Origin of the sequence: Clavibacter michiganensis (assembly GCF_016907085.1) — a bacterium.
GTDB lineage: Bacteria > Actinomycetota > Actinomycetes > Actinomycetales > Microbacteriaceae > Clavibacter > Clavibacter michiganensis_O.
The window spans coordinates 2,898,999-2,919,641 of record NZ_JAFBBJ010000001.1 but is presented as its reverse complement, the minus strand read 5'-3'; the positions used below and the strand labels follow the sequence as shown (position 1 = coordinate 2,919,641).

The following is a 20,643-nucleotide window of genomic DNA, read 5'->3' as shown; positions in this document are numbered from 1 at the left end:
ATCACCGCTCGACGACGAGCCGCCTGAGCTCCGCCGACGACACGTACCCGAAGCGGTGCAGCTCGCGCCACGCCGCCACGTACTGCTCCTGGCCCATGTCGAGATCCGCCTGGAGGCGCTCGCGGTTCATGGTGCGGGCGTCGGCGCGGCTGAGGAAGCGCGCGAGGTCCGACGCGTCCGTGCCGAGGCGGGCGTCGTCGGCCCAGCCGTCGTGGATCAGGGTCAGGCCTCGAGGAGGTCGTGCAGCACGACGACCTGCTCGCGCTCCGGGCCCACGCCGATGGCGGAGATGCGGGCGCCGCTCATGCGCTCGATGGCCGTGACGTAGTCCTGCGCGTTCTTCGGCAGGTCCTCGAAGCGGCGGCAGCCGGTGATGTCCTCCTGCCAGCCCGGGAACTCCTCGTAGATGGGGGTCGCGTGGTGGAAGTCGGACTGCGAGACGGGCACCTCGTCGTGGCGCACGCCGTCGACGTCGTAGGCGACGCAGACCGGGATGGTCGCGAGGCCCGAGAGCACGTCGAGCTTGGTGAGCACGAAGTCGGTGACGCCGTTGATGCGGGCCGTGTAGCGCGCGATGGGCGCGTCGTACCAGCCGCAGCGACGCGGGCGGCCCGTGGTGGTGCCGAACTCGAAGCCCTTGGCGCGCAGGTACTCGCCCGACTCGTCGTTCAGCTCCGTGGGGAAGGGGCCGGCGCCGACGCGGGTCGTGTACGCCTTGACGACCGCGATGATCCGCTCGAGGCGGTTCGGCGCGACGCCCGAGCCGGTGGCCGCGCCGCCGGACGTGGCGCTGGAGGACGTGACGAACGGGTACGTGCCGTGGTCGATGTCGAGCATGGTGGCCTGGCCGGCCTCGAACAGCACGGTCTTGCCCTCGTCGAGCGCGGCGTTCAGCTCGAGCGACGCGTCGCCCACCATGGGGCGCAGGCGCTCCACGTAGGAGAGCAGGCTCTCGACGATCTCCTCGGCCGAGATGGCGCGGCGGTTGTAGATCTTGACGAGCATGTGGTTCTTGGCGTCGAGGGCCGCCTCCACCTTCTGGCGGAGGATGTTCTCGTCGAAGAGGTCCTGGATCCGGATGCCGACGCGGTTGATCTTGTCCGCGTACGTGGGCCCGATGCCGCGGCCGGTGGTGCCGATCTGGCGCTTGCCGAGGAAGCGCTCCGTGACCTTGTCGATGGTGCGGTGGTAGTGCGTGATGACGTGCGCGTTGGCGCTGACGCGGAGCTTGGAGACGTCGACGCCGCGGGCGGCGAGCGCGTCGAGCTCATGGAACAGCACCTCGATGTCGACGACGACGCCGTTGCCGATGACGGGCACGACGCCCGGCGTGAGGATGCCCGACGGCAGCAGGTGCAGCGCGTACTTCTCGTCGCCGACGACGACGGTGTGGCCGGCGTTGTTGCCGCCGTTGAACTTCACGACGTAGTCGACGCGGCTGCCGAGGAGGTCGGTCGCGCGTCCCTTGCCCTCGTCACCCCACTGGGCTCCGATGATCACTACTGCGGGCATGGCTCACTCCTCGTCGGGGGCGGGTCGGTCGGGTCTGGATCGGGTGGCGTGCGGGTCGTGCGGTGGTGCGGGCGTTGCTGTGGTGCCGTGGATCAGTCCTGGCCGCGGATGACGATGGCCTCCGTGGGCGGGAGCGCCCCGGCGGTCGCGGCCTCGATGTGGCCAGCGGCCGTGGGATCCGCGTCGCGGAGGAAGGCGCTGAGGCGCGAGACCTCGTCCTCCTCGCCGATGGCGGCGGCCGCGCGGCGCAGCGCGTAGAGGGAGCGGAGGACGCCGCGGTTCGGCTCGTGGCTCCACGGCACGGGGCCTTGGCCCTTCCAGCCGGACTTCCGCAGCGAGTCGAGGCCGCGGTGATAGCCGACGCGCGCGAAGGAGTAGGAGGCGATGCGGTCGCCCTGCACGTACGCGGAGTCCGCGAGCAGCGCCCAGACGAGCGACGACTGCGGGTGGTCGGCGGCGATGGCGCCGAGGGTGTCGTGATCGCCGTCGGCATTCTGGATGCGGGCGGCGACCTCGGGCTCGTCGGCCAGGCGCGTCTCGGGCACGCCGAGCAGGTTCTCTCCAGTCACACTCGATCCTACCAAGGCGGTCCCGCGGCTCCCGATGTGCCTCGCGCCCCTCGGCCCGGCCTGTGCCGGCCCGTGCCGGGCCGACGCGCGCCAAGCTCCAGAGGCGGATTTCCTCACGAGGGACCGCCACCTCGAGTGACGGCGATCAACATATCTTCTGCCCCGTGATGAACGCAGGCCATCGATTCAAGAAAACCTGCCCAATCGACGGTATTCAGCATGGGAAACAAATCTGGAGCGCAAGCAAAAAACCCTTGCGGAAGGTGCGCCCCTACCTCATACTGAACGCACTTGGAGACAGCGCAGTGGCGCTGCCACTCCGAACACCGCCTGGACATGGCTCCGCATCCTGTCGCCCTGTCGAATTCCGCGCATTCCGAATATTTGTCGGACTGCGGAAATGTCGATGCTCGCTTCCCGTCCAGCGCATCACAAAGGGAGATCGCGAAGATGCACAGAAGATCCTTTGCCCTGATCGTAGCAGTCGCAACGGTCCTGGGCTGCTCCGCAGTCACGACTATGACCACTCCCAGCGCGACGGCTGCTCCCAATTCGAGCACCGGGCGGACGACAGACGCACAGCGCGGCCGCGACCTCTTTGAGAGCCTGTTCTTCCTGCAGGGCGGCAGTCACACCAGGTCCCTGTTGAAAAATGCTGAGATTTCGACATTGAGCTCTGAAGAGATCGACAAGCTGATTGCCGCTGCGACGACAAGCACGTCCGTCGCGACAGTCAGACGCATCGAGCACGAGCTGACATCCAGCGATCCGCAGTACTTCGCGCACCTCGGCTCAACGGTCACTGCGGGAGATCCGGTCGTCGTGCAGACCGGGCTCACGAAGGCCTACGACGAGATGCTCACTACGCCGACCATGGCAGCCGCAGTCAAATCCGCCTCCTCCGAGAAGACCTACGTGCCGGGAGAAATCGGCACAGACTGCGGAACCTTCGTCGTCGTTGCAGCGGGTGTCGTGATCGCTGTGGTGGCCATAGCAGTGGCTACTTACGCGCTCGGAGTGAACATCGCGCTCGGATACAACGTGGCTGCCGGGCAGAATGTCGCTTACCAGTACAATTAGGTGTCCACCAAAGACTCACTGAGTAAGGAGAAGAGCGGCGAGCGGTTCTCCCCAGGAGTAGTCGCCGGGATCATTGACGAGTTCGGTAATTGATTGCCGGGCATCTCCTGGAACAACGGCAAACGAGCGCACGCCTCTCGGGTCGGCGCGCTAGCGGGGGCCGCGACATGCTTTCTTCTTGCCTTCTACGTCTTCGAGGGCGCAGTGGGATTCACACCCGCGCTCATACTCCCCGCGAGAAATGAATTCGCCCACCTATCCAAGCAGCTAGCTCCGCAAGGGTGGGCTTTCTTCACGAAAGACGTGCATAGCGAGTTCATCGTCCCTTACAAGGTCCTCGACGACGACACTCTCGTGCGAGAGTCCCTTCCGGTGGGCGCATCAGCACGGTGGGCCTTCGGGCTCGACCGAGCTGGGCGCTCACAAGGTGCCGAGATCGCCGGATTCCTTCAAGGAGTCGACGAGCAGCGATGGACGAAGTGCGCGAACGCCGACGAGTGCCGGGCAGTCGAGGAGACCACGGCAATCCAGGTCCGAAATGGACTCAATCGCCCAACCCTGTGTGGCTCGACGCTCCTTGTGGCTTCGCAACCGGTCCCATGGGAATGGCGAAACCTCAACGCGGCGCCGGAGGAGAGGGAAGCACTACACGTGGACGTGACATGCTGACCAGGATCTTGACCTTCATCAAATGGGGCGGCATCTTGGAGCTCCCGGTGCCATGGACGCGCACGGTGACCATCGCTAGAGCCTTGCTCGCCCTGAGTGCCGGATCGACGTATCTCATGACACCGGCGAATGTACTCTTCACGCCGCGCGACGGAGAACTCGCAGCGCGCTGCGCAGACGGGCTTGCGTGGCTCGCCTGGCCGTGTTGGCTGCCAAGCGATCTGATCCCCATCGGCCAACTCACCGCCGGGCTTCTCTGCTTCCTGTTCGCGATCGGTTGGTTTCCGAGTGCTACCGCTGTGCCGCTGGCTCTCGCGTTGATCGCACTGCCTCTCACGAGCGCCTCGCCGGACGGAGGGGATCAACTCGCTGGCATCCTGGGCTTGCTCCTCATCCCCGTCAGCGTGACCGACTGGAGGGCGAATCCTTGGACGACCGATCGATCCACCGGCCTGTTGGGCGGGAGGGTCATCATCGCGAATTCAGCCCTCTGGCTCATCAAGCTCCAGATCGCAGTCGTCTACTTCATCGCGTGTCTAGGCAAGTTCGGCAGCGAAGAGTGGGCCAATGGAACGGCTCTGTTCTATTGGGTGCGCAACAGCGTCTTCGGAGCACCGTCTCCGCTCCGACCGGCCGTGGACTGGATCACCGCGCAAGCGCCTCTAGTAGCCGCGCTCACGTGGGGGACACTCGTCCTTGAGATGTCATTGGCCATCTGCGTCTTCCTTCCCACCCTCTTCCGTGTCCGGGTACTACTGCCTGTCGCCCTGGCCTTCCACCTCGGGATCTGGGTGATCCTGGGCGTCTCAAGCTTTGCGATAGTGATGTGGGCTGCCCTGCTGCTGCTCGTCGTTCCGATTGGCTGGTCGCCTGAACTGCGTCGAGATTCAACCGCCAGTACGACTCGAGAACAGGAGATATGCGCATGACGGACGTCACGAGAACACCGATGTGGATGAGGGTGATAGGGGGCCTACTGGTAGCGAGCTTCGGAGGCTTCGTCGCGTTGACGCTGTTTCTCGCAGGCCAGATCGGCTCGGGGCGGGCTGTCCTGACGATGGCGCCCGGCGTCCTCGTCTTGGTAGTCGGGCTGCTGCTCATCACGGCGTCGGTCCGGGTGAACGTCGCCGACCAGATCGACTTGCGCTTCTACCCGATCTGGCACCGTTCCATCGCGTTCGCAGATGTGGAGACGGCCAAGGTAGAGGGATCGAGCTGGGTGCGGTTCGGGGGTTTCGGGCTTCGTTGGCGCCCAGGGGGAACGGGGCTCATCATCGGCAACATGCCAGCAGCGGTCATCATCACGCGCGCCGGCCACGAGTACGTGGTTCAGTGCGCCGACCCCGATGCCGTGGTGGCCGCGATCAGGCAGCGGATGAACGCACGAGGGACGCCAGAGTAGTGCCACCAGTGGGCTTCGCAGGATGCCTCCGAGGATCGTCTTCTCACCCGACGGCGCATGAACCGGACGGCGATAGCGGGCTGGATGCCTAGCCCCAGGCGATGCCCGGCGTGCCCAGCGTGCGGCTCCTCGGCGACGCGCTCGCTCGGCTGAGCGCGCTCGCGACCGTCATCGGCACGCCCGGCAACCACGACTCGGCCGCGCGGCTCCGATTCGCGTCAGCGCTATTGCGCGACGTGCTGCACATCCTCGCGTCGGTCGAGATGCTCGACGAGCCCGTGGTCGTCGACGACGCCCACGGGCCGGTCGCGTTCTACGGGGTGCCGTACCTGGATCCGGACGCCGTGCGCGCGACGCCCCCGACGCCCCTCCCCCGCCGCGCTCGCACGAGGCCGTTCTGGGCGCCGCGCTGGAGCGGGTGCGCGCGGACGCGGCCGGGCGGACCGACGCGCTCCGCGCTGTCAGCCCACTCCCAGCGTGCGCGGAGGGGGATGGAGGGGTACCGACGAGAGGACATCCCCATGACGACCTGGTTCATCACCGGAGCATCCAAGGGCTTCGGCCGCGAGTGGGCGGAGGCGGCGCTCGAGCGCGGCGACTGCGTCGCCGCGACGGCCCGCGACACCTCCACCCTCGACGCGCTGGTCGAGCGGCACGGCGACGCCGTGCTCCCCATCCGTCTCGACGTCACCGACCGCGATGCCGGCATCGCCGCCGTGCAGCGGGCGGCGGAGCGCTTCGGCTCGCTCGACGTCGTCGTCAACAACGCGGGCTTCGGCCAGTTCGGCGCGATCGAGGAGATCACCGAGGACGAGGCGCGCGGCCAGTTCGAGGCCAACGTGTTCGGCGCGCTGTGGATCACGCAGGCCGCCGTCGCGATCATGCGCGCGCAGGGATCCGGGCACATCGTGCAGGTCTCGAGCATCGGCGGGATCAGCGCGTTCACCAACACGGGCATCTACCACGCGTCGAAGTGGGCGCTCGAGGGCCTCAGCCAGTCGCTGGCGCTTGAGGTGGCGGAGTTCGGGATCCACGTGACGCTCGTCGAGCCCGCCGGCTACAGCACCGACTGGTCGGGATCCTCCGCCAAGCGCAGCGAGCCGATCCCGGCCTACGACGGCATGCGCGAGCGCCGGGCCGAGGGCTACAAGACGACGACGCCGGGCGACCCGACGGCGACGCGCGACGCGATCCTCGCGATCGTCGACGCGGAGGAGCCGCCGCTGCGCATCTTCCTCGGCGACGGCCCGCTCGCCATCGCGGAGAAGGACTACGCGTCGCGGCTCGAGACATGGCGGAAGTGGGAGGACGTGTCGGTCGCGGCGCACGGGAAGAAGGACGCGGGCGACAGCTAGCACGCCGGATCCGCGCGACCGCTGGCGCCGGCCGGCCCGGCCCTGTCGGCGCCCTCCGGTAGCGTGACGGGCACCGCCGGCAGCCCCACGGAAGGACCCGCGTGCGCATCCTCCACACGAGCGACTGGCACCTCGGGCGCACCCTCCACGGCGAGGACCTGCACGCGCATCACGCCGCGTTCCTCGACCACCTCGTCGACGTCGTGCTCGAGCGGGAGGTCGACGTCGTGCTCGTCGCGGGCGACGTCTACGACCGCGCGGTGCCGGGCGTGCCCAGCGTGCGGCTGCTCGGGGACGCGCTCGCGCGGCTGAGCGCGCTGGCGACCGTCATCGTCACGCCGGGCAACCACGACTCGGCCGCGCGGCTCGGGTTCGCGTCGGCGCTGCTGCGGGACGGGCTGCGGATCCTCGCGTCGGTCGAGTCGCTCGACGTGCCCGTGGTGCTCGAGGACGCCGACGGCCCGGTCGCGTTCTACGGGGTGCCGTACCTGGATCCGGACGCCGTGCGCGCATCGCTCGCCGCCGCCGGCGCCCCTCCCCTGCCGCGCTCGCACGAGGCCGTGCTGGGCGCCGCGATGGACCGGGTGCGCGCCGACGCCGCCGGACGACCGGAGGCGCGCGTGGTCGTCGTGGCGCACGCGTTCGTCACGGGAGCGGCGCCGAGCGAGAGCGAGCGGGACATCCGCGTGGGTGGGTTCGACCAGGTGCCGGCGTCGGTGTTCCGGGGTGCGGACTACGTCGCGCTCGGGCACCTGCACGGGGCGCAGGAGGTGCGGGCGGCAGGATCCTCGCGGCCGGTCATCCGATACAGCGGCTCGCCGCTCGCCTACTCGTTCGGGGAGCGGATGCAGCGGAAGTCGAGCGCGCTCGTGGAGCTGGCGGCCGACGGATCCACGACGGTCGAGCTGATCCCCGCGCCCGTGCCGCGGCGCCTGGCGGAGGTCGCGGGGACGCTCGCGGAGATCACGGACGGCCGGCACGCCGCCCTCGCGGATGCGTGGCTGCGCGTGCGCGTCACCGATCCCGTGCACCCGCCGCACCTCGTCGCGCGCGTGCGGGAGGCGCTGCCGCACGCGCTCGTCGTGCTGCACGAGCCGGCGGGGCGCGTCGAGGGCGTGCGGTCGCGCGTGGTCGACGCCACGACGGATCCGCTCGAGGTCGCCGCCGACTTCGTCGCGTACGCGACCGGGGCGCCGCCCACCGAGGCCGAGGCGCTCGTGCTGCGGCAGGCGTACGAGCAGGCCCTGGCCGCGGACCGGAGCGCCTGATGGACCTGCACCGCCTCACCCTGCGTGCCATCGGTCCGTTCGCGGGCGAGCACGTCATCGACTTCGCCGAGCTCGGCCGGTCGGGGCTGTTCCTGCTCGAGGGGCCCACCGGATCCGGCAAGTCGACGCTCATCGACGCCGTCGTCTTCGCGCTCTACGGGTCACTCGCGAGCGACGGGTCGAGCCGCGACCGGCTGCACAGCCACCACGCGGCGCCCGGCGTGGAGCCGTACGTGGAGCTCGTGTTCGAGACGGCCGCGGGGATCCACCGCGTGCGCCGGAGCCCTCAGCACCAGCGCCCGAAGAGGAGCGGCACGGGCACCACGAACCAGAACGCGACCGCGACCCTCGTGCGGCTGTCGTCGCCGGACGCCGACGCGGGCGAGGTGATCGGCACCAGCACGCAGGAGGTGGGCACGGAGATCGCGCGCATCGTCGGGCTCACGCGCGCGCAGTTCGTGCAGACGGTCGTGCTGCCGCAGGGCGAGTTCGCCGAGTTCCTGCGCTCGACGGGCGAGCAGCGGCGGCTCGTGCTGCAGTCGCTGTTCGGCACGGCCGTCTACGACGCCACGGCGAGGCAGCTCGCCGAGATGCGCACGGCCGCGAAGGCGCGCACCGACGCCGCCGACGCCAGGGTCGCCGAGGCGCTCACCGGGCTGCGCGAGGCGACGCGGGTGGATGCGCTCGAGGTCGCCGACGCCGCGGACACCGTGCGGCTGCTGGTCGAGCTCGCCGACGCGGCCGAGCAGGCGCGCGCCGAGGACGAGCGGGCGCGGATCGACGCGGCCGACGCGCTGGCGGACGCGGAGCGGGTGTCGCGGGGGCTCGATCGACGACGCGCGCTGATCGCGCGCGAGGCGGCCGTGCGCGCCGAGGCCGAGGAGGTCGCCGGGCTCGCGCGGCGCGCGGAGGTGGCCCGGCGGGCGGCCGCGGTCGGGGGTCAGCTGGTCGGGCGCGACCGGGCGGACGCGGCGCGGGCCGCCGCCGAGGACGCCGACGACGCGGCCCGCGCGGCATGCAGGGAGGAGCGGCCCGCGCTGGTAGATGCCACCGCATCGGCGCTGGCCGAGCGGCGCGACGCGCTCGTCGCCGAGCTGACCACCCTGGCCGACGCGGAGGCGCGCGAGCGCGGGCTGCCCCGCCGTCGCGCCGACGTGCGGGCCGCCGAGGACGCGGTAGCGGAGCGCGAGGCCGCGGCCGCCGAGGCGGAGGCGGCGCTCGCGGAGCGGCCGGCCGGGCGGGTCCCGCTGGTCGAGGCCCGGGACGCCGCGGCGGATGCGGCGGGCGGGGTCGATGCGGCGCGCGCCGCGGTCGCGGACGCGGTGGCGACCCGGCAGCGCGTGACGGAGCTCGAGGAGCTGGCGGCGCGGATCCGCGCGGCTCGGGACGCCCTCGACGCGCGTTCGGCGGCGGTGACGACCGCCGTGCGCCACGAGGCGGAGCTGCGGCAGCGCAAGATCCGCGGGCTCGCCGGGGAGCTGGCCCGGGAGCTGGAGGACGGCGCGCCGTGCCCGGTGTGCGGCGCGACCGACCACCCGCATCCCGCGCCGAGCGCCCCCGGGCACCCGGACGACGACGAGATCGAGCGGGCGGCCGACGCGCGCGCCCGGGCCGAGCGGGCGCAGGGCGACGCGGCGGCGGCGTTCTCCGCGGCGACCGCGCGGCACGAGGTCGCCGAGGCGGCGCTGGGCGGGATCACCGCGGAGACCGCCGACGCCGAGGTCGCCTCGCGCGCCGCGCGCCTCGCGGAGGCCGAGGCGGCCGGCGGCGCGCTCCGGGCGGCGGAGGCCGCGGTCGTCGCGCACGACGCCGAGACCGAGCGGATCCGCGCCCGCCGCGACGACGCCCGGGCGGCCCTCTCCGGGCTGCGGGAGCGCGTGGTCCGCGCGCGCGAGCTCCGGGCGGAGGACGAGGCGGCCGTGCGTGCGGTGCTCGCGGAGCGGGACGCGGACGGGCACGCGATCGACGAGGCCGACGAGTCCGACACCGCCGACGCCCCTCGCGTCGCCGCCCTGGTCGCCGACCGCGCCGCCGAACGCGCTCTCGTCGACAGCCTCATCGCCCTCGCCGGGGCCCGCGAGCGCACGGCCGCCGATGCCGCCGCGCGCGCCGCGGAGCTCGCGCAGGCGCTCGCCGACCACGACTTCGCGACCGAGGAGGAGGCGCGCGCCGCGGCCCTCCCACCGGCGGAGCTCGAGGCCGTCGCCCGCCGGGTCGCCGCACACGAGCGGGAGCAGGCGGTCGTCGCGGAGGGGCTCGCGGATCCCGAGGTCGCGTCGCTCACGGGCGCCGAGCACCCGGATCCGGACGCCGCCCGCGGTGCCTTCGACGCCGCCGAGGCCGCCGCGCGCACCAGCGCCGAACGTGCCACCCGCGCGCACGACCGGGCCGCCCGCAGCGCGACGGCCCTCGCCCGGCACGACGCCGCCCGCCGGGAGAGCGCCCGCGCGGGCGACCAGGCGCTCGCCGCGATCCGCATGGCCGAGGTCGCGAACGCCGTCACCCCCGAGAACACGCGCGGCACGACCCTCGGCACCTACGTGCTGCTGCGCCGCTTCGAGGATGTCGTGCAGGCCGCCAACGCGCGCCTGCGGATCATGTCGAGCGGCCGCTACGAGCTGGAGGTGAGCGAGGAGCGGGAGGCGACGAGCAGGTCGCGGAAGACGGGTCTGGCGCTGCAGATCCGCGACCACGTCGTCGACCGCGTGCGCGAGCCCGCGAGCTTCTCCGGCGGCGAGACGTTCTACGCGTCGCTCGCCCTCGCGCTCGGCCTCGCCGACGTGGTGCAGGCGGAGGCGGGCGGGCTCCAGCTCGGCACGCTCTTCGTCGACGAGGGCTTCGGCACGCTGGATCCGGAGACCCTCGACGCCGTCATGTCCGAGCTCGGCCGGCTGTCCTCCGACGGCCGCACGGTCGGCATAGTCAGCCACGTCGAGGAGCTCAAGCAGCGCGTGGCCGACCGGATCGAGGTCCGGCGCCGGGCGGACGGGTCGTCCACCCTCACGTCGACGGTCAGCTGAACGGGTCGCGCCGCTTCGCCTGGAGGTGCCGCCGCCAGTAGAAGGTCGCGCCGCCGCCGAGGCCCGCCGCGAGGACGAACGCGACCACGCCCACGACGCCGAGGCCGCCGCCGGTCTGCACGGTGACGACGCCGAGCGCGACCATCACGAGGCACGAGCGCAGCAGGATGAAGGCCAGGGACCGGTCGCTCGTCATGCGGCGCCTCTCGGGGGTGCGGATGCGGTGGGAAGACGACCGCGATCCCCGAGCCTAGGCGTCGCGGCCGTGCGGATCCGGTGCGTGCGCCGACCGCCCGCGGTGCGCCGCCGGGGCGCGCGCGGGGAGCCGACGGCCGTCGGCGCCGCAACCGACCGGGGGACGCGCTTTCGCTCACCGGATATCCGCGGAGCGACGACCCGCTCTCTGACGGGGCCGTGCCGAATGACTGTCACCTCCCGGCACCCCGGAAGGGCCCTGCCGCACGAGCACCATGCATGATGAGCGGGAGGGCGGAGACGATCGACGCCCAGAGACCGCAGGAACCATGACGACAACGCTGACCCCCGCCGGAACGAGGGATCCCTCGCACCGCCCGCGCACGCCGCACGCCGACACCGGAGCATCGCTCGCCGCGTCGCTCGTCGTGCCGTCGCCGACCGCCGCGTCCGCTCCGGGCGTCACCGCGGATCCCGCGACGCCCGACACCTCCTCGCTGGGCACCGGATCCCTCTCGCTCGTCGCCGGTGCCGGTGCCGCCGCCATGGGCATGGCCGCCGACGCGGCCGCGACCTCCCGCGGGACCGCGACCGCGGATCCCGCACCGGAGGACGCACATGCGGAGCCGGCCGCGACGGTCGCGCCCGCCGCGCCCGCCGATGCCTCGACCGCGCCCGCATCCGCCCCCGCCGACGCGTCCACCGAGCCCTTCCTCCGCGCCGTCATGTCCGGCGCCGACATCGACGAGGCCACCGCGAGCTTCGGCGCCGTCCTCGAGGGGATCCGCTTCGCCCCCGACCGCCGCACGAACTCCTTCTCCTACCGCTACGCGGTCCTCGGCGGCGAGCGCGTGACGCTGCGCACCTCGCGCATCGCCGGCACGCAGTGGGCCGAGAGCCCCCAGCGCCCGGAGCACGTGGTCACCTGGTTCCTCGAGGGGCAGGTCACGGTCGACCGCGGATCCCGTGCCGTCACCTCCCGCGGCCAGCTCCCCTTCCTCTTCCCCACCGGCCGCCCGTTCCAGTACCAGGCGAGCGCCACCCGGCAGAACTGCGTCCACCTCGACGCGGGCTTCCTCGAGCAGACGGCGACCGAGTTCCACCACGGCCCCCCGCGGCCGCTGCTGTTCGAGCACCGCAACGTGCCGACGGCCGAGACGGCCGCCGTCTGGCGGCAGGCGGTCGCCGCCGCGGCCCCGATCATCACGGATCCCGACGCCTCCCCCCTCATGCGCCTCGAGGCCGACCTGTCGCTGGCCCGCGCCACGCTCCGCCTGTTCCCGTGGGACGACGTGGAGATGCCGGACGAGCTGCGCGCGCCGCGCATGGCGCACATCCGCGTGGCCGTCGAGTACCTGCACCACAACGCGCACCTGCCGATCACGCCCGCCGAGGCCGCGGCCGCCGCCGGCATCTCCACGCGCGTGCTCCAGCTCGCCCTCCGCCGGCACCACGGCCAGACGCCCACCGAGTACCTGCGCGGGATCCGCCTGCGCCGCGTGCGCGCGCAGCTCCTGGACGCGACGCCCACCACCACGACCGTCCGCAGCGTCGCCGAGCAGTGGGGCTTCGCGCACCTCGGCCGGTTCGCGGCCTCCTACGCGGGCGTCTTCGGGGAGCTGCCGAGCGAGACCCTGCGGAGCTGACCCGGGCGGGCGCGCGGCCGCGGGCTGGGAGCTCGCCCGGCTAAGTTGCACACACGTGTGCAGGATCACTACCCTGGTCGCATGACCTCCCTCGCCTCTCCGCGCGCGCCCCGCAAGGACGCCGCGACCAACCGCCAGGCCCTCGTCGACGCGGCCGTGGTCGCGCTCGACCGCGACCCGGACGCCTCCCTCGAGACCATCGCCGCCGCCGCCGGCCTCAGCCGCCGCGCGGTCTACGGCCACTTCGCCACGCGCGACGACCTGGTGCGCGAGGTGCTGCAGCGCGGCGCCCGGCGCGTGGTCGAGGCGCTCGCGGGGATCACGCACGAGGACAGCAGGATCCACGTCGCCCTCATCGGCGCGCGCCTCTGGGCCGAGGTCGAGCAGGTGCGCGTGATGGCCCGGGTCGCGGTCCGCGGGCCGCTGGCGCGCGAGGTCGGCGCCGAGCTGGCGCCGCTCCGGGCCGAGCTGCTGCGCGTCGTCGAGCGCGGCATCGCCTCGGGCGAGCTGCGCGACGACATCCCCGCGCCGACGCTCGCGCGCCTGATCGAGGGCGGCGCGCTCGCGGTGCTCGACGAGGCGACCCGCAGCGACATCGGCCGCGCCGAGGGGCACTCCCTCGTGATCCTCACCTCGCTCGCCCTCTGCGGCCTCGACTGGCGCGCGGCGGGCGAGCTCATCGCCGCCACCCCCGAGCTCCGCGAGGTCACGCCCCGCAGCACGGAGGCCGCGTCGTGATCGTCACCCTGACCGACGCGCGCGTCGGCGACGGCCCCGCGCCCGCCCTGCCCGCCATCTCGCTCTCCTACGGCGGCCCGGATCCCGTGGTCGCGATCGCCGAGACCGAGCTGCGCCCCACCGTCCTCTCGCTCGTCGCGTCCGGCCGCATGCGGATCGACGGCGGGTCCATCGGCCTCGACGGCGACGACTCGGACGGCGTCGCCGCGCGCGTCGCCGCGCGGGTCGCGCTCGTCGACACCCCGCGGGTCAACGAGCCCGCCGACGACGTCACCCTCCGCGCGGTCGTCGCCGAGGAGCTCGCGCTCGCCGGGCACCGCTCGGGCCGGCACGAGGTCGGCGTGATCCTCGAGACCCAAGGCCTCGCCGACCTCGCCCGCGCGCCCTTCTCGGCCATCCCCGCAGTCGCGCGGATCCGCCTCCTCACCACGCTCGCCGCCTCGCGCGCGGGCGTCGAGGCCGTCGTCGTCACCTCGCCCGAGCGGCACGGCGGCGCGGTCGCCGAGTGGATGCGCGTGCTCCGCGACCTCGCGCGCTCCGGCACCGGCGTCCTCGTCGTGACGAGCGAGGCCGCCGCCGAGGCCATCGCGGCTCTCCCCGTCGACGACGCCGTCGCCACCCCCGAACCCACCCCCTCGATCGACGGAACGCAGACCCGATGAGACTCATCCCCCTGGTGCGCGCCGAGCTGACGCGCCTCACCGCCACCACCATGTCCAAGATCGCGCTCGTCGCGCTCGTGCTGGTGCCCGTGCTCTACGGCGGCCTGTACCTCTGGGCGAACCAGGATCCGTACAGCAGCCTCGACAAGGTCCCCGCCGCGCTCGTCGTCGCCGACCAGGGCGCGACGGTCGACGGCAAGCCGGTGGACTACGGCACCGACGTGGCGAAGGACGTGCTCGACGACGCCTCCTTCGACTGGCATGAGGTCTCCTCCGCCGAGGCGCGCACGGGCCTCGAGGACGGCACCTACGACTTCACGCTGACCATCCCGTCCGGCTTCTCGGCGGCGCTGTCATCCGCATCGGGCACGGATCCGCAGCAGGCCCGCGTGGTGATGGCCACCGACGACGCGAACAGCTACCTCGCCACCACGATCGCGCAGCAGGCGGGCGCGCGGATCACGAAGTCGGTCGCCTCGCGCGTCGGCACCGAGGCCGCGGGCAAGCTCCTGCTCGGCCTCGCGGACGTGCGCTCGAGCCTCGGCGACGCGGCCTCGGGCGCGCAGCAGCTCGTCGACGGGACCGCGTCCGCGCGCTCCGGCGCCGACGCGCTGGCCGACGGCAACGGGAAGCTCGCGACGGGCGCCGACACGCTCTCCTCCGGGCTCGGCCAGCTCCGCACGGGCACCGCGCAGCTGCCCGCGCAGACGCAGAAGCTCGCGACGGGTGCCGACCAGGTCGCGTCCGGTGCGGCGACGCTCTCCTCCGGTGCCGACGACCTCTCGGCCGGCGCCGCGGCGCTCACCCCGGGCGCGCAGCAGGTCGCGTCGGGCGCGCGACAGGTGGCCGACGGGAACGCGCAGATCGCCGCGCTCGGGTCCACCGCCTCGCAGGGCGCCGACGACCTCGCCTCGCGGATCCCCGCCATCCGCACGGCCATCGTCGACCGCATGACCGCCGCCGGCATCCCGCAGGACCAGATCGACCAGGACCTGAAGGACCTCGACGGGCTCGGCACGGGCATCACGCAGGCCGCCGCGAAGACCGACGGCCTCAGCGCGCAGCTCACGAAGCTCGCGGCCGGCAGCGAGCAGGTCGCCCAGGGCAGCGCCCAGGTCGCGGACGGCGCCGGCAAGCTGCAGACCGGATCCGCCGCGCTCGCGCAGGGCGCCGGCACGCTGGCGTCCGGCAGCCGCCAGGTCGCGGACGGCGCCGACGCGCTCGCGAAGGCCTCCCCCGCCCTCGCCGACGGCATCGCGAAGGCCGCCGACGGCAGCGCGACCCTCGCCACGGGCGCGCACTCCGCCGCCGACGGCGCCACCCAGCTCGCGACCGGCCTCGGCACGCTGCAGGACGGGACCACGAAGCTCCGCGACGGCCTCGACTCCGGGCTCGACCAGATCCCCGCCTCGACCGAGGCCCAGCGCGGCGCGCAGGCCGACACGATCGGCGACCCGGTCGCGCTGCGGCAGGACGCCGTCACGCAGGCGGGCGAGTACGGCGCCGGGCTCGCGCCGTTCTTCATCAGCCTCGCCGCGTGGATCGGGATCTACGCCCTGTTCCTCATCGTGAAGCCGCTGTCGCGCCGGGCGATCACGGCCCGCAAGGCGCCGCTGCGCATCACGCTCGCCGGCTGGCTCACGCCCGCGCTCCTCGGCGTCGTGCAGATGGCCGGCCTCTACGCGATCGTGGCCGGCGCGCTCGGCTTCCGCATCGCCCACCCGCTCGCGATGTACGGGACGATGGTGCTCGCCTCGATCACGTTCGCGGCCATCATCCTCGCGCTCAACGTGCTGCTCGGCAGCGTCGGCCAGTTCCTCGGGCTCGTGCTCATGGTCGTGCAGCTCGTCACCGCCGGCGGCACGTTCCCCTGGCAGACGCTGCCCGGGCCGCTCGCCGCCCTGCACCACGTGCTGCCGATGAGCTTCGCGGTGGATGCGCTCCGCCAGCTCATGTACGGCGGCGACCTCGGGCAGGCCGCTCAGGATGCGGGCGTGCTCGCGCTGTGGCTGGTCGCGGGGCTCGCGGTCGCGCTGGCCGGGGCGATCCGGATCACGTCGCACCGCACGCTGCGCGACCTCCGGCCGTCGCTGATCGGCTGATCGGCTGATCCGCTGGTCCGCTGGTCCGCTAGCGGACGGGCGGCCGGCCGGACCGGCGACGTGGACCGCAGGGGCCCACGTCGCCGATCGGACGCCACGATGGCGCGTCAGCGCGCGTGACCGACCCGGACCCCTCGGCTAGTCCGCGAGCGGGGAGAGCACGTCCCCGTCCTGGTCCGTGGCAGCCAGCTTGCCGTCCACGTACTGCCCCACCGACGTGGCGGACCTGCCCCGCTCACCGCCGAAGTGGGTCGTGACGATGGCCGGCGACCCCGACTTGGGGACGCCGATGAAGGACATCACCTGATGCTCCGCGGAGTGCGCGCCCTGCAGGTCGAAGAAGCAGTCCTGGCTCAGGTTCTGCAGCGCCGACGGGATCGCGTGCAGGTTCTGCCCGTACTCGATCAACGCCACCATCACCGGGTTCTCGAGCCCGGGGCGGGCACGCACTCCGTCGATGTCCGCGTTGATGACGTCCTCCCATCCCGGCACGCACGCGTACGCCTTGCCGTGATCCGTCTTCCGGGCTCCGGGGACGTCGGCCTCGAGGACGGACTCGAGCGTGTCGGGGTCGAAGAGCAGCAACCACACCCACGACGGCTCGGTCGAGTCCGGGAGCGCGCCGAAGCTGTAGGCCGGCTGCGTGGCCCGGGTGTCGTTGGGGAGGCCGACGGCGGAGCTGGAGATGGTCGTGCCGAAGCCGGTGACGCCCACCACGGTGGCGTGGATGAGCGCGGCGAAGTACGCGTCGAGCGCGTCGTCGACCGCCGCGGCGACCTCGCTGTCGAACAGCTTGCTGATGCGCGTGAGCTTGTAGTCGGTGATGGCCTGATCGTCGCCGGTCACGGAGTCGAGCCACTTCGCCACGGCCGGTCCGTTGTCGTCGCCGTAGCCCGTGGGCATCGACGCGATGATCGACGCCTGGCCGCCCAGGATCGTGTAGCGCGTGAGGCTGCTCGCGGCCCAGCCCTTGTCGACCCGGCTCCAGGCCGAATGCGCCTCGGCCGACGTGGAGAACAAGCCGTCGTATTGGGCGGTGACCGACGCCTCGGCATCGGCCTGCGACACCGTCGCGCTCGTCGTGCTCACCGTGTAGGCGGAGAGCTTGCCGCCGAGGGCGATCATCGAGACGAAATGCGTCCCGTAGCGCTGGAACACCCGGTAGAAGCGCTCGGCGGTCGTCGCGTCGAATCGCGACGGCAATTGTCGGACGTCGGGATCCGTGGAGAAGGTGCGGGAATGCTCGCCCGGGCCGTGGTTGACGAGCGACGTGGTCGCCTTCGGCAGCGACAGCTCGTAGAGGCCGTAGACGCTGTTCTCGGTCGACTCCGACTGCGAGCCGTACCTCGCGCTGAACTCCCCCTCGAAGGCGAAGCCCGAACCAGAGATGCCCACGGACGCGGCGAACGCCTCCGTGACGTCCTCGCGCCGGCTGAACGCCCGGCTGTAGATCGTCGCGGCGTCCTCGACCGGAGACGTGACGACGTTCCCGTCGCTCACCACCAGCGCCTCGGTCACGCCGCTGCTCAGATCCAGCCTCCCGAATATGTTGAAGCCGTATCCCAGATAGGTGTTCGTCGATTCCATTTCATTTCCCCTCATCGCGACAGGGAAGAGCGGATTGCGGCTCGTCGGCGACCTCGCGCGCCGGACAGCACCGCCTCGGCCGCATCTCTTCCGCTTCGGAACGCAGGCTTCCTGAAGTCCTGTCGCTTGTCCGTCGGCGATCGCCGAGTGATTTCAGACAAGCATCGCGGGATGGAAAGCGAAAGGCCTTTCACGTGAATGGCGTCCACGACCCCACCCCCACTTCGAGTGTGTCGACGCCGACGTCCCGCACGGCGGCGACGTCGGTGCGGCCGCGCTGCCGCCCGCCCGCCTGCTAGACAGGTCGGGCGGGCGCGCCGGCCTCCGCGGAGAGGTCGGATCATGTCATTCCTCGAGGACCGGGCGCCCTGGGGATCGCCCGTCGTGTCGGGCATCCCGCTGCCGCCCTTCGCCGACGAGGCGGAGCACGCGCGCTACGTGCGCATGCTGCAGACGCACCTCGCGCTCGTCGACGGCGGCGGGCCCGAGCTGCCGACCGTCGCGCTGGCCGTGGCGCTCGAGCGCCCGCGCTTCCCCGCCCCGGGATCCGACCACCGCCGCCTCACGGCGCTCGAGCTCTCGGTGAGCCTCACGTCGTGGTTCCCCGCACCGTGGACGCCCGACGCCCTCGCGGACGCGCTGACCGGCGCGCCCTACGGCAGCCCCCGCCGCTGGCGCGACGGCTGGCGCTGGATGGGCGATCCCGACTTCACGGCGGCCCCCGCTCGCGGCGGCGGCTGGACCGTGACCCGCCACGAGCGCGGCGACGTCGACACGACGCACCTGGCCGACGACCGCGACCTCGTCGTGCTCTGGCTGTCGCACCACCGCGGCCGCTTCGGCTACCCGCTCGCGCACGCCCACGACGAGGCGGATGTCGCCGCGCTCGCCCCTGCATCCCTCGCGGTGATCCGCAGCGACGCGGTCGACGCGGCGTTCCCGTACCGCGCGACGTGGCGCGAGGAGCGCGACCGGGCGCTGGCGGCGGCGCGCGCGGCTGAGGACGGCGGCCGCTAGGCGATCGCCCGCATCCGTGTGGTGCACTGGTCCCCGACGGACGGAGCGCGCGTGAGGATCCTGGTGGTGGAGGACGAGCCGCTCCTCGCCGACGCCGTGGCCAAGGGCCTCCGGCTCGAGTCGTTCGCGGTCGACGTGGCGCGCGACGGCGAGCAGGCGCTCGAGAAGGCCGGCGTCACCGCGTACGACGCCGTGGTCCTCGACCGCGACCTGCCGGGCATGCACGGCGACGACGTGTGCCGCCGGCTGGTCGCCGCGCCGGACGCGCCGCGGATCCTGATGCTCACGGCCGCCGCCGCCCTCGCCGACCGGGTCACGGGCCTCGAGCTCGGCGCGGACGACTACCTCGTCAAGCCGTTCGAGTTCGAGGAGCTCGCCGCGCGGCTACGCGCCCTCGGCCGGCGCACCCCGACGGCCCGGCCGCCCGTGCGGGAGCGCGCGGGCATCCGGCTCGACCCGTTCCGCCGCGAGGTCTACCGCGACGGCCGCCTCGTGCGCCTCGCCCGCAAGGAGTTCGCCGTGCTCGCCGTGCTGATGGAGGCGGAGGGCGGCGTGGTCAGCGCGGAGGCGCTGCTGGAGAAGGCGTGGGACGAGAACGCGGATCCGTTCACCAACGCCGTGCGGATCACCGTCTCGACGCTCCGGAAGCGGCTCGGGGCGCCCGGCCCCATCGAGACCGTGCCGGGCGTCGGGTACCGGATCGCCGATCGCGTGGGAGAAGCGGATGCCGGCCCGCGGTCCTGAGCGGCGACGCGGGCCGAGCGTCCGGAACCGGCTCGCCCTCGCCTACACGGGACTGATCGTCGTCACCGGCATCGCCATGATCCTGGCGGTGCAGGCGACCGTGCGGATCATGAACGGCGCCAACATCGCCGTGCTCTACCAGGTCGCCGCGGGCACGGTCGTCGTCATCGCCGCGCTCGGCGGGCTGGCCAGCTGGCTCCTCGCCGGCCGCCTGCTCCGCCCCCTCCAGGAGCTCGACCGCATGGCCCGCGACGTCGACGAGACGACGCTCGACACGCGGATCGGCATGGCGGGGCCGCGGGACGAGATCCGCTCGCTCGCCGACACCTTCGACGGGATGGTCGCGCGGCTCGAGGCGGCCTTCACGAGCCGCGCCCTGTTCGCCGCGAACGCGTCGCACGAGCTCCGCACGCCGCTCGCGACGATGAAGACGATGATCCAGGTGGCGCTGCGCACCGAGCGCGACCCCGAGACCCGCGACACCCTCGAGGGACTGCTGCGGACGGTCGACGCGATGACCGGCACCACCGCCGCGCTCCTCGAGCTGGCCGCCGCCCGCGAGCCGCGGCGCGACGAGGCCGTCGACCTGTCCGCCCGGGTGGCCGCCGCCCTCCGCGAGCAGGAGGAGGCGTGCGCGCAGGCGGGCCTCACCGTCACCGCCGACCTGCCGCCCGTCACCGTGACCGGCGACGCGCGACTCCTCGACCACCTCGTCGGCAACCTCGTCCGCAACGCGGTCGTGCACAACGTGCCGGGCGGCTGGATCCGCGTCCGCGTCGCCGAACGCGCCCACCTCCCCGGGTCGGCCGTCCTCGAGGTCGGCAACTCGGGCGATGTCGTGCCCGAGGAGGACGTGCCGCTCCTGACGGAGCCGTTCCACCGCGTGCGGCGGCGGACCGCGGGCGGCCACGGACTGGGGCTCGCGCTCGTGCGGGCTGTGGCGGACGCGCACCACGCCGAGGTGCGGATCGTCCCGCGGGCCGCGGGCGGCCTCGTCGTCGAGGTCGCGTTCCCGCCGCCCGCCGGGATCGCCGCCCCCGCGTAGCCCGGCGCCCGCGGCCGGCCGGTTATGGGAAC

The 20,643-nt window shown here is 72.9% G+C and carries 19 protein-coding genes; 14 read left to right on the top strand and 5 right to left on the bottom strand.

The annotated features are described in order from the left end of the window. Position 1: 1 nt before the first annotated feature. The 3 genes from JOE38_RS15960 to JOE38_RS13870 all read right to left on the bottom strand — a co-directional run bounded on the left by JOE38_RS15960 (position 2) and on the right by JOE38_RS13870 (position 2,081). Complete coding sequence (locus JOE38_RS15960; RefSeq protein WP_011931910.1) at positions 2–130, bottom strand: hypothetical protein; 129 nt, start codon at positions 128–130, stop codon at positions 2–4. Positions 131–222: 92 nt separating this feature from the next. Next, a complete protein-coding gene (locus tag JOE38_RS13875; protein WP_204576805.1) occupies positions 223–1,512 on the bottom strand; it encodes an adenylosuccinate synthase in 1,290 nt (429 codons plus the stop codon). 92 nt (positions 1,513–1,604) lie between these two features. After that, positions 1,605–2,081, bottom strand: coding sequence for a DUF3151 domain-containing protein (locus JOE38_RS13870; RefSeq protein WP_204576804.1), 477 nt, complete (start codon positions 2,079–2,081; stop codon positions 1,605–1,607). A gap of 291 nt (positions 2,082–2,372) precedes the next feature. Between JOE38_RS13870 and JOE38_RS13865 the strand changes: the two genes are divergently transcribed. The 7 genes from JOE38_RS13865 (at position 2,373) to JOE38_RS13830 (ending at position 10,875) form a co-directional block, all read left to right on the top strand. Then, a complete protein-coding gene (locus tag JOE38_RS13865; protein ID WP_204576803.1) occupies positions 2,373–3,161 on the top strand; it encodes a hypothetical protein in 789 nt (262 codons plus the stop codon). A gap of 204 nt (positions 3,162–3,365) precedes the next feature. After that, a complete protein-coding gene (locus JOE38_RS16120; RefSeq protein WP_374191171.1) occupies positions 3,366–3,830 on the top strand; it encodes an SdpA family antimicrobial peptide system protein in 465 nt (154 codons plus the stop codon). Next, positions 3,824–4,759, top strand: coding sequence for an HTTM domain-containing protein (locus JOE38_RS13855; RefSeq protein ID WP_204576801.1), 936 nt, complete (start codon positions 3,824–3,826; stop codon positions 4,757–4,759). The genes JOE38_RS16120 and JOE38_RS13855 overlap by 7 nt, the downstream gene beginning before the upstream one ends. Beyond that, positions 4,756–5,232, top strand: a complete 477-nt coding sequence (locus JOE38_RS13850) for a hypothetical protein (protein WP_204576800.1) — start codon at positions 4,756–4,758, stop codon at positions 5,230–5,232. The genes JOE38_RS13855 and JOE38_RS13850 overlap by 4 nt, the downstream gene beginning before the upstream one ends. A gap of 101 nt (positions 5,233–5,333) precedes the next feature. Next, on the top strand, positions 5,334–6,587 hold the full coding sequence (locus tag JOE38_RS13840) for an SDR family NAD(P)-dependent oxidoreductase (protein WP_239544836.1): 1,254 nt from the start codon (positions 5,334–5,336) through the stop codon (positions 6,585–6,587). 101 nt (positions 6,588–6,688) lie between these two features. Then, positions 6,689–7,855, top strand: a complete 1,167-nt coding sequence (locus tag JOE38_RS13835; RefSeq protein WP_204576798.1) for an exonuclease SbcCD subunit D — start codon at positions 6,689–6,691, stop codon at positions 7,853–7,855. Then, positions 7,855–10,875: an AAA family ATPase gene (locus JOE38_RS13830; protein WP_204576797.1), complete on the top strand. Its 3,021-nt coding sequence runs from the start codon at positions 7,855–7,857 to the stop codon at positions 10,873–10,875. Before JOE38_RS13835 ends, JOE38_RS13830 begins: the two co-directional genes overlap by 1 nt. Here JOE38_RS13830 and JOE38_RS13825 read toward each other — a convergent pair. Further along, complete coding sequence (locus JOE38_RS13825; RefSeq protein ID WP_204576796.1) at positions 10,868–11,071, bottom strand: hypothetical protein; 204 nt, start codon at positions 11,069–11,071, stop codon at positions 10,868–10,870. The genes JOE38_RS13830 and JOE38_RS13825 overlap by 8 nt on opposite strands. A 328-nt stretch (positions 11,072–11,399) precedes the next feature. Here JOE38_RS13825 and JOE38_RS13820 point away from each other — a divergent pair, with 328 nt between their 5' ends. The 4 genes from JOE38_RS13820 (at position 11,400) to JOE38_RS13805 (ending at position 16,218) form a co-directional block, all read left to right on the top strand. Then, positions 11,400–12,716 (top strand): AraC family transcriptional regulator, encoded by a 1,317-nt coding sequence (locus JOE38_RS13820; RefSeq protein ID WP_204576795.1) that lies wholly within the window; start codon positions 11,400–11,402, stop codon positions 12,714–12,716. An 81-nt stretch (positions 12,717–12,797) separates the two neighbouring features. Next, positions 12,798–13,454: a TetR/AcrR family transcriptional regulator gene (locus JOE38_RS13815; RefSeq protein WP_204576794.1), complete on the top strand. Its 657-nt coding sequence runs from the start codon at positions 12,798–12,800 to the stop codon at positions 13,452–13,454. Continuing rightward, positions 13,451–14,116 carry a hypothetical protein gene (locus tag JOE38_RS13810; protein ID WP_204576793.1) on the top strand — a complete coding sequence of 222 codons (666 nt, stop codon included), beginning with the start codon at positions 13,451–13,453 and terminating at the stop codon, positions 14,114–14,116. Before JOE38_RS13815 ends, JOE38_RS13810 begins: the two co-directional genes overlap by 4 nt. Continuing rightward, on the top strand, positions 14,113–16,218 hold the full coding sequence (locus JOE38_RS13805; protein WP_204576792.1) for a YhgE/Pip family protein: 2,106 nt from the start codon (positions 14,113–14,115) through the stop codon (positions 16,216–16,218). The genes JOE38_RS13810 and JOE38_RS13805 overlap by 4 nt, the downstream gene beginning before the upstream one ends. Positions 16,219–16,356: 138 nt before the next feature. On the opposite strand, the gene JOE38_RS13800 is transcribed toward JOE38_RS13805, so the two are convergent. Then, complete coding sequence (locus JOE38_RS13800; protein ID WP_204576791.1) at positions 16,357–17,805, bottom strand: MAC/perforin domain-containing protein; 1,449 nt, start codon at positions 17,803–17,805, stop codon at positions 16,357–16,359. 342 nt (positions 17,806–18,147) lie between these two features. On the opposite strand from JOE38_RS13800, the gene JOE38_RS13795 reads away from it, so the two are divergent. From JOE38_RS13795 to JOE38_RS13785, 3 genes are read left to right on the top strand one after another with little or no spacing between them, the layout of a single operon-like run. Next, the gene (locus JOE38_RS13795) at positions 18,148–18,822 is read left to right on the top strand and encodes a hypothetical protein (protein WP_204576790.1); all 675 of its coding nucleotides are present in this window, start codon (positions 18,148–18,150) and stop codon (positions 18,820–18,822) included. A gap of 51 nt (positions 18,823–18,873) precedes the next feature. After that, positions 18,874–19,566, top strand: coding sequence for a response regulator transcription factor (locus tag JOE38_RS13790; protein WP_204576789.1), 693 nt, complete (start codon positions 18,874–18,876; stop codon positions 19,564–19,566). Beyond that, positions 19,547–20,611: a sensor histidine kinase gene (locus JOE38_RS13785; protein ID WP_204576788.1), complete on the top strand. Its 1,065-nt coding sequence runs from the start codon at positions 19,547–19,549 to the stop codon at positions 20,609–20,611. The genes JOE38_RS13790 and JOE38_RS13785 overlap by 20 nt, the downstream gene beginning before the upstream one ends. The last annotated feature ends 32 nt before the right edge of the window (positions 20,612–20,643 follow it).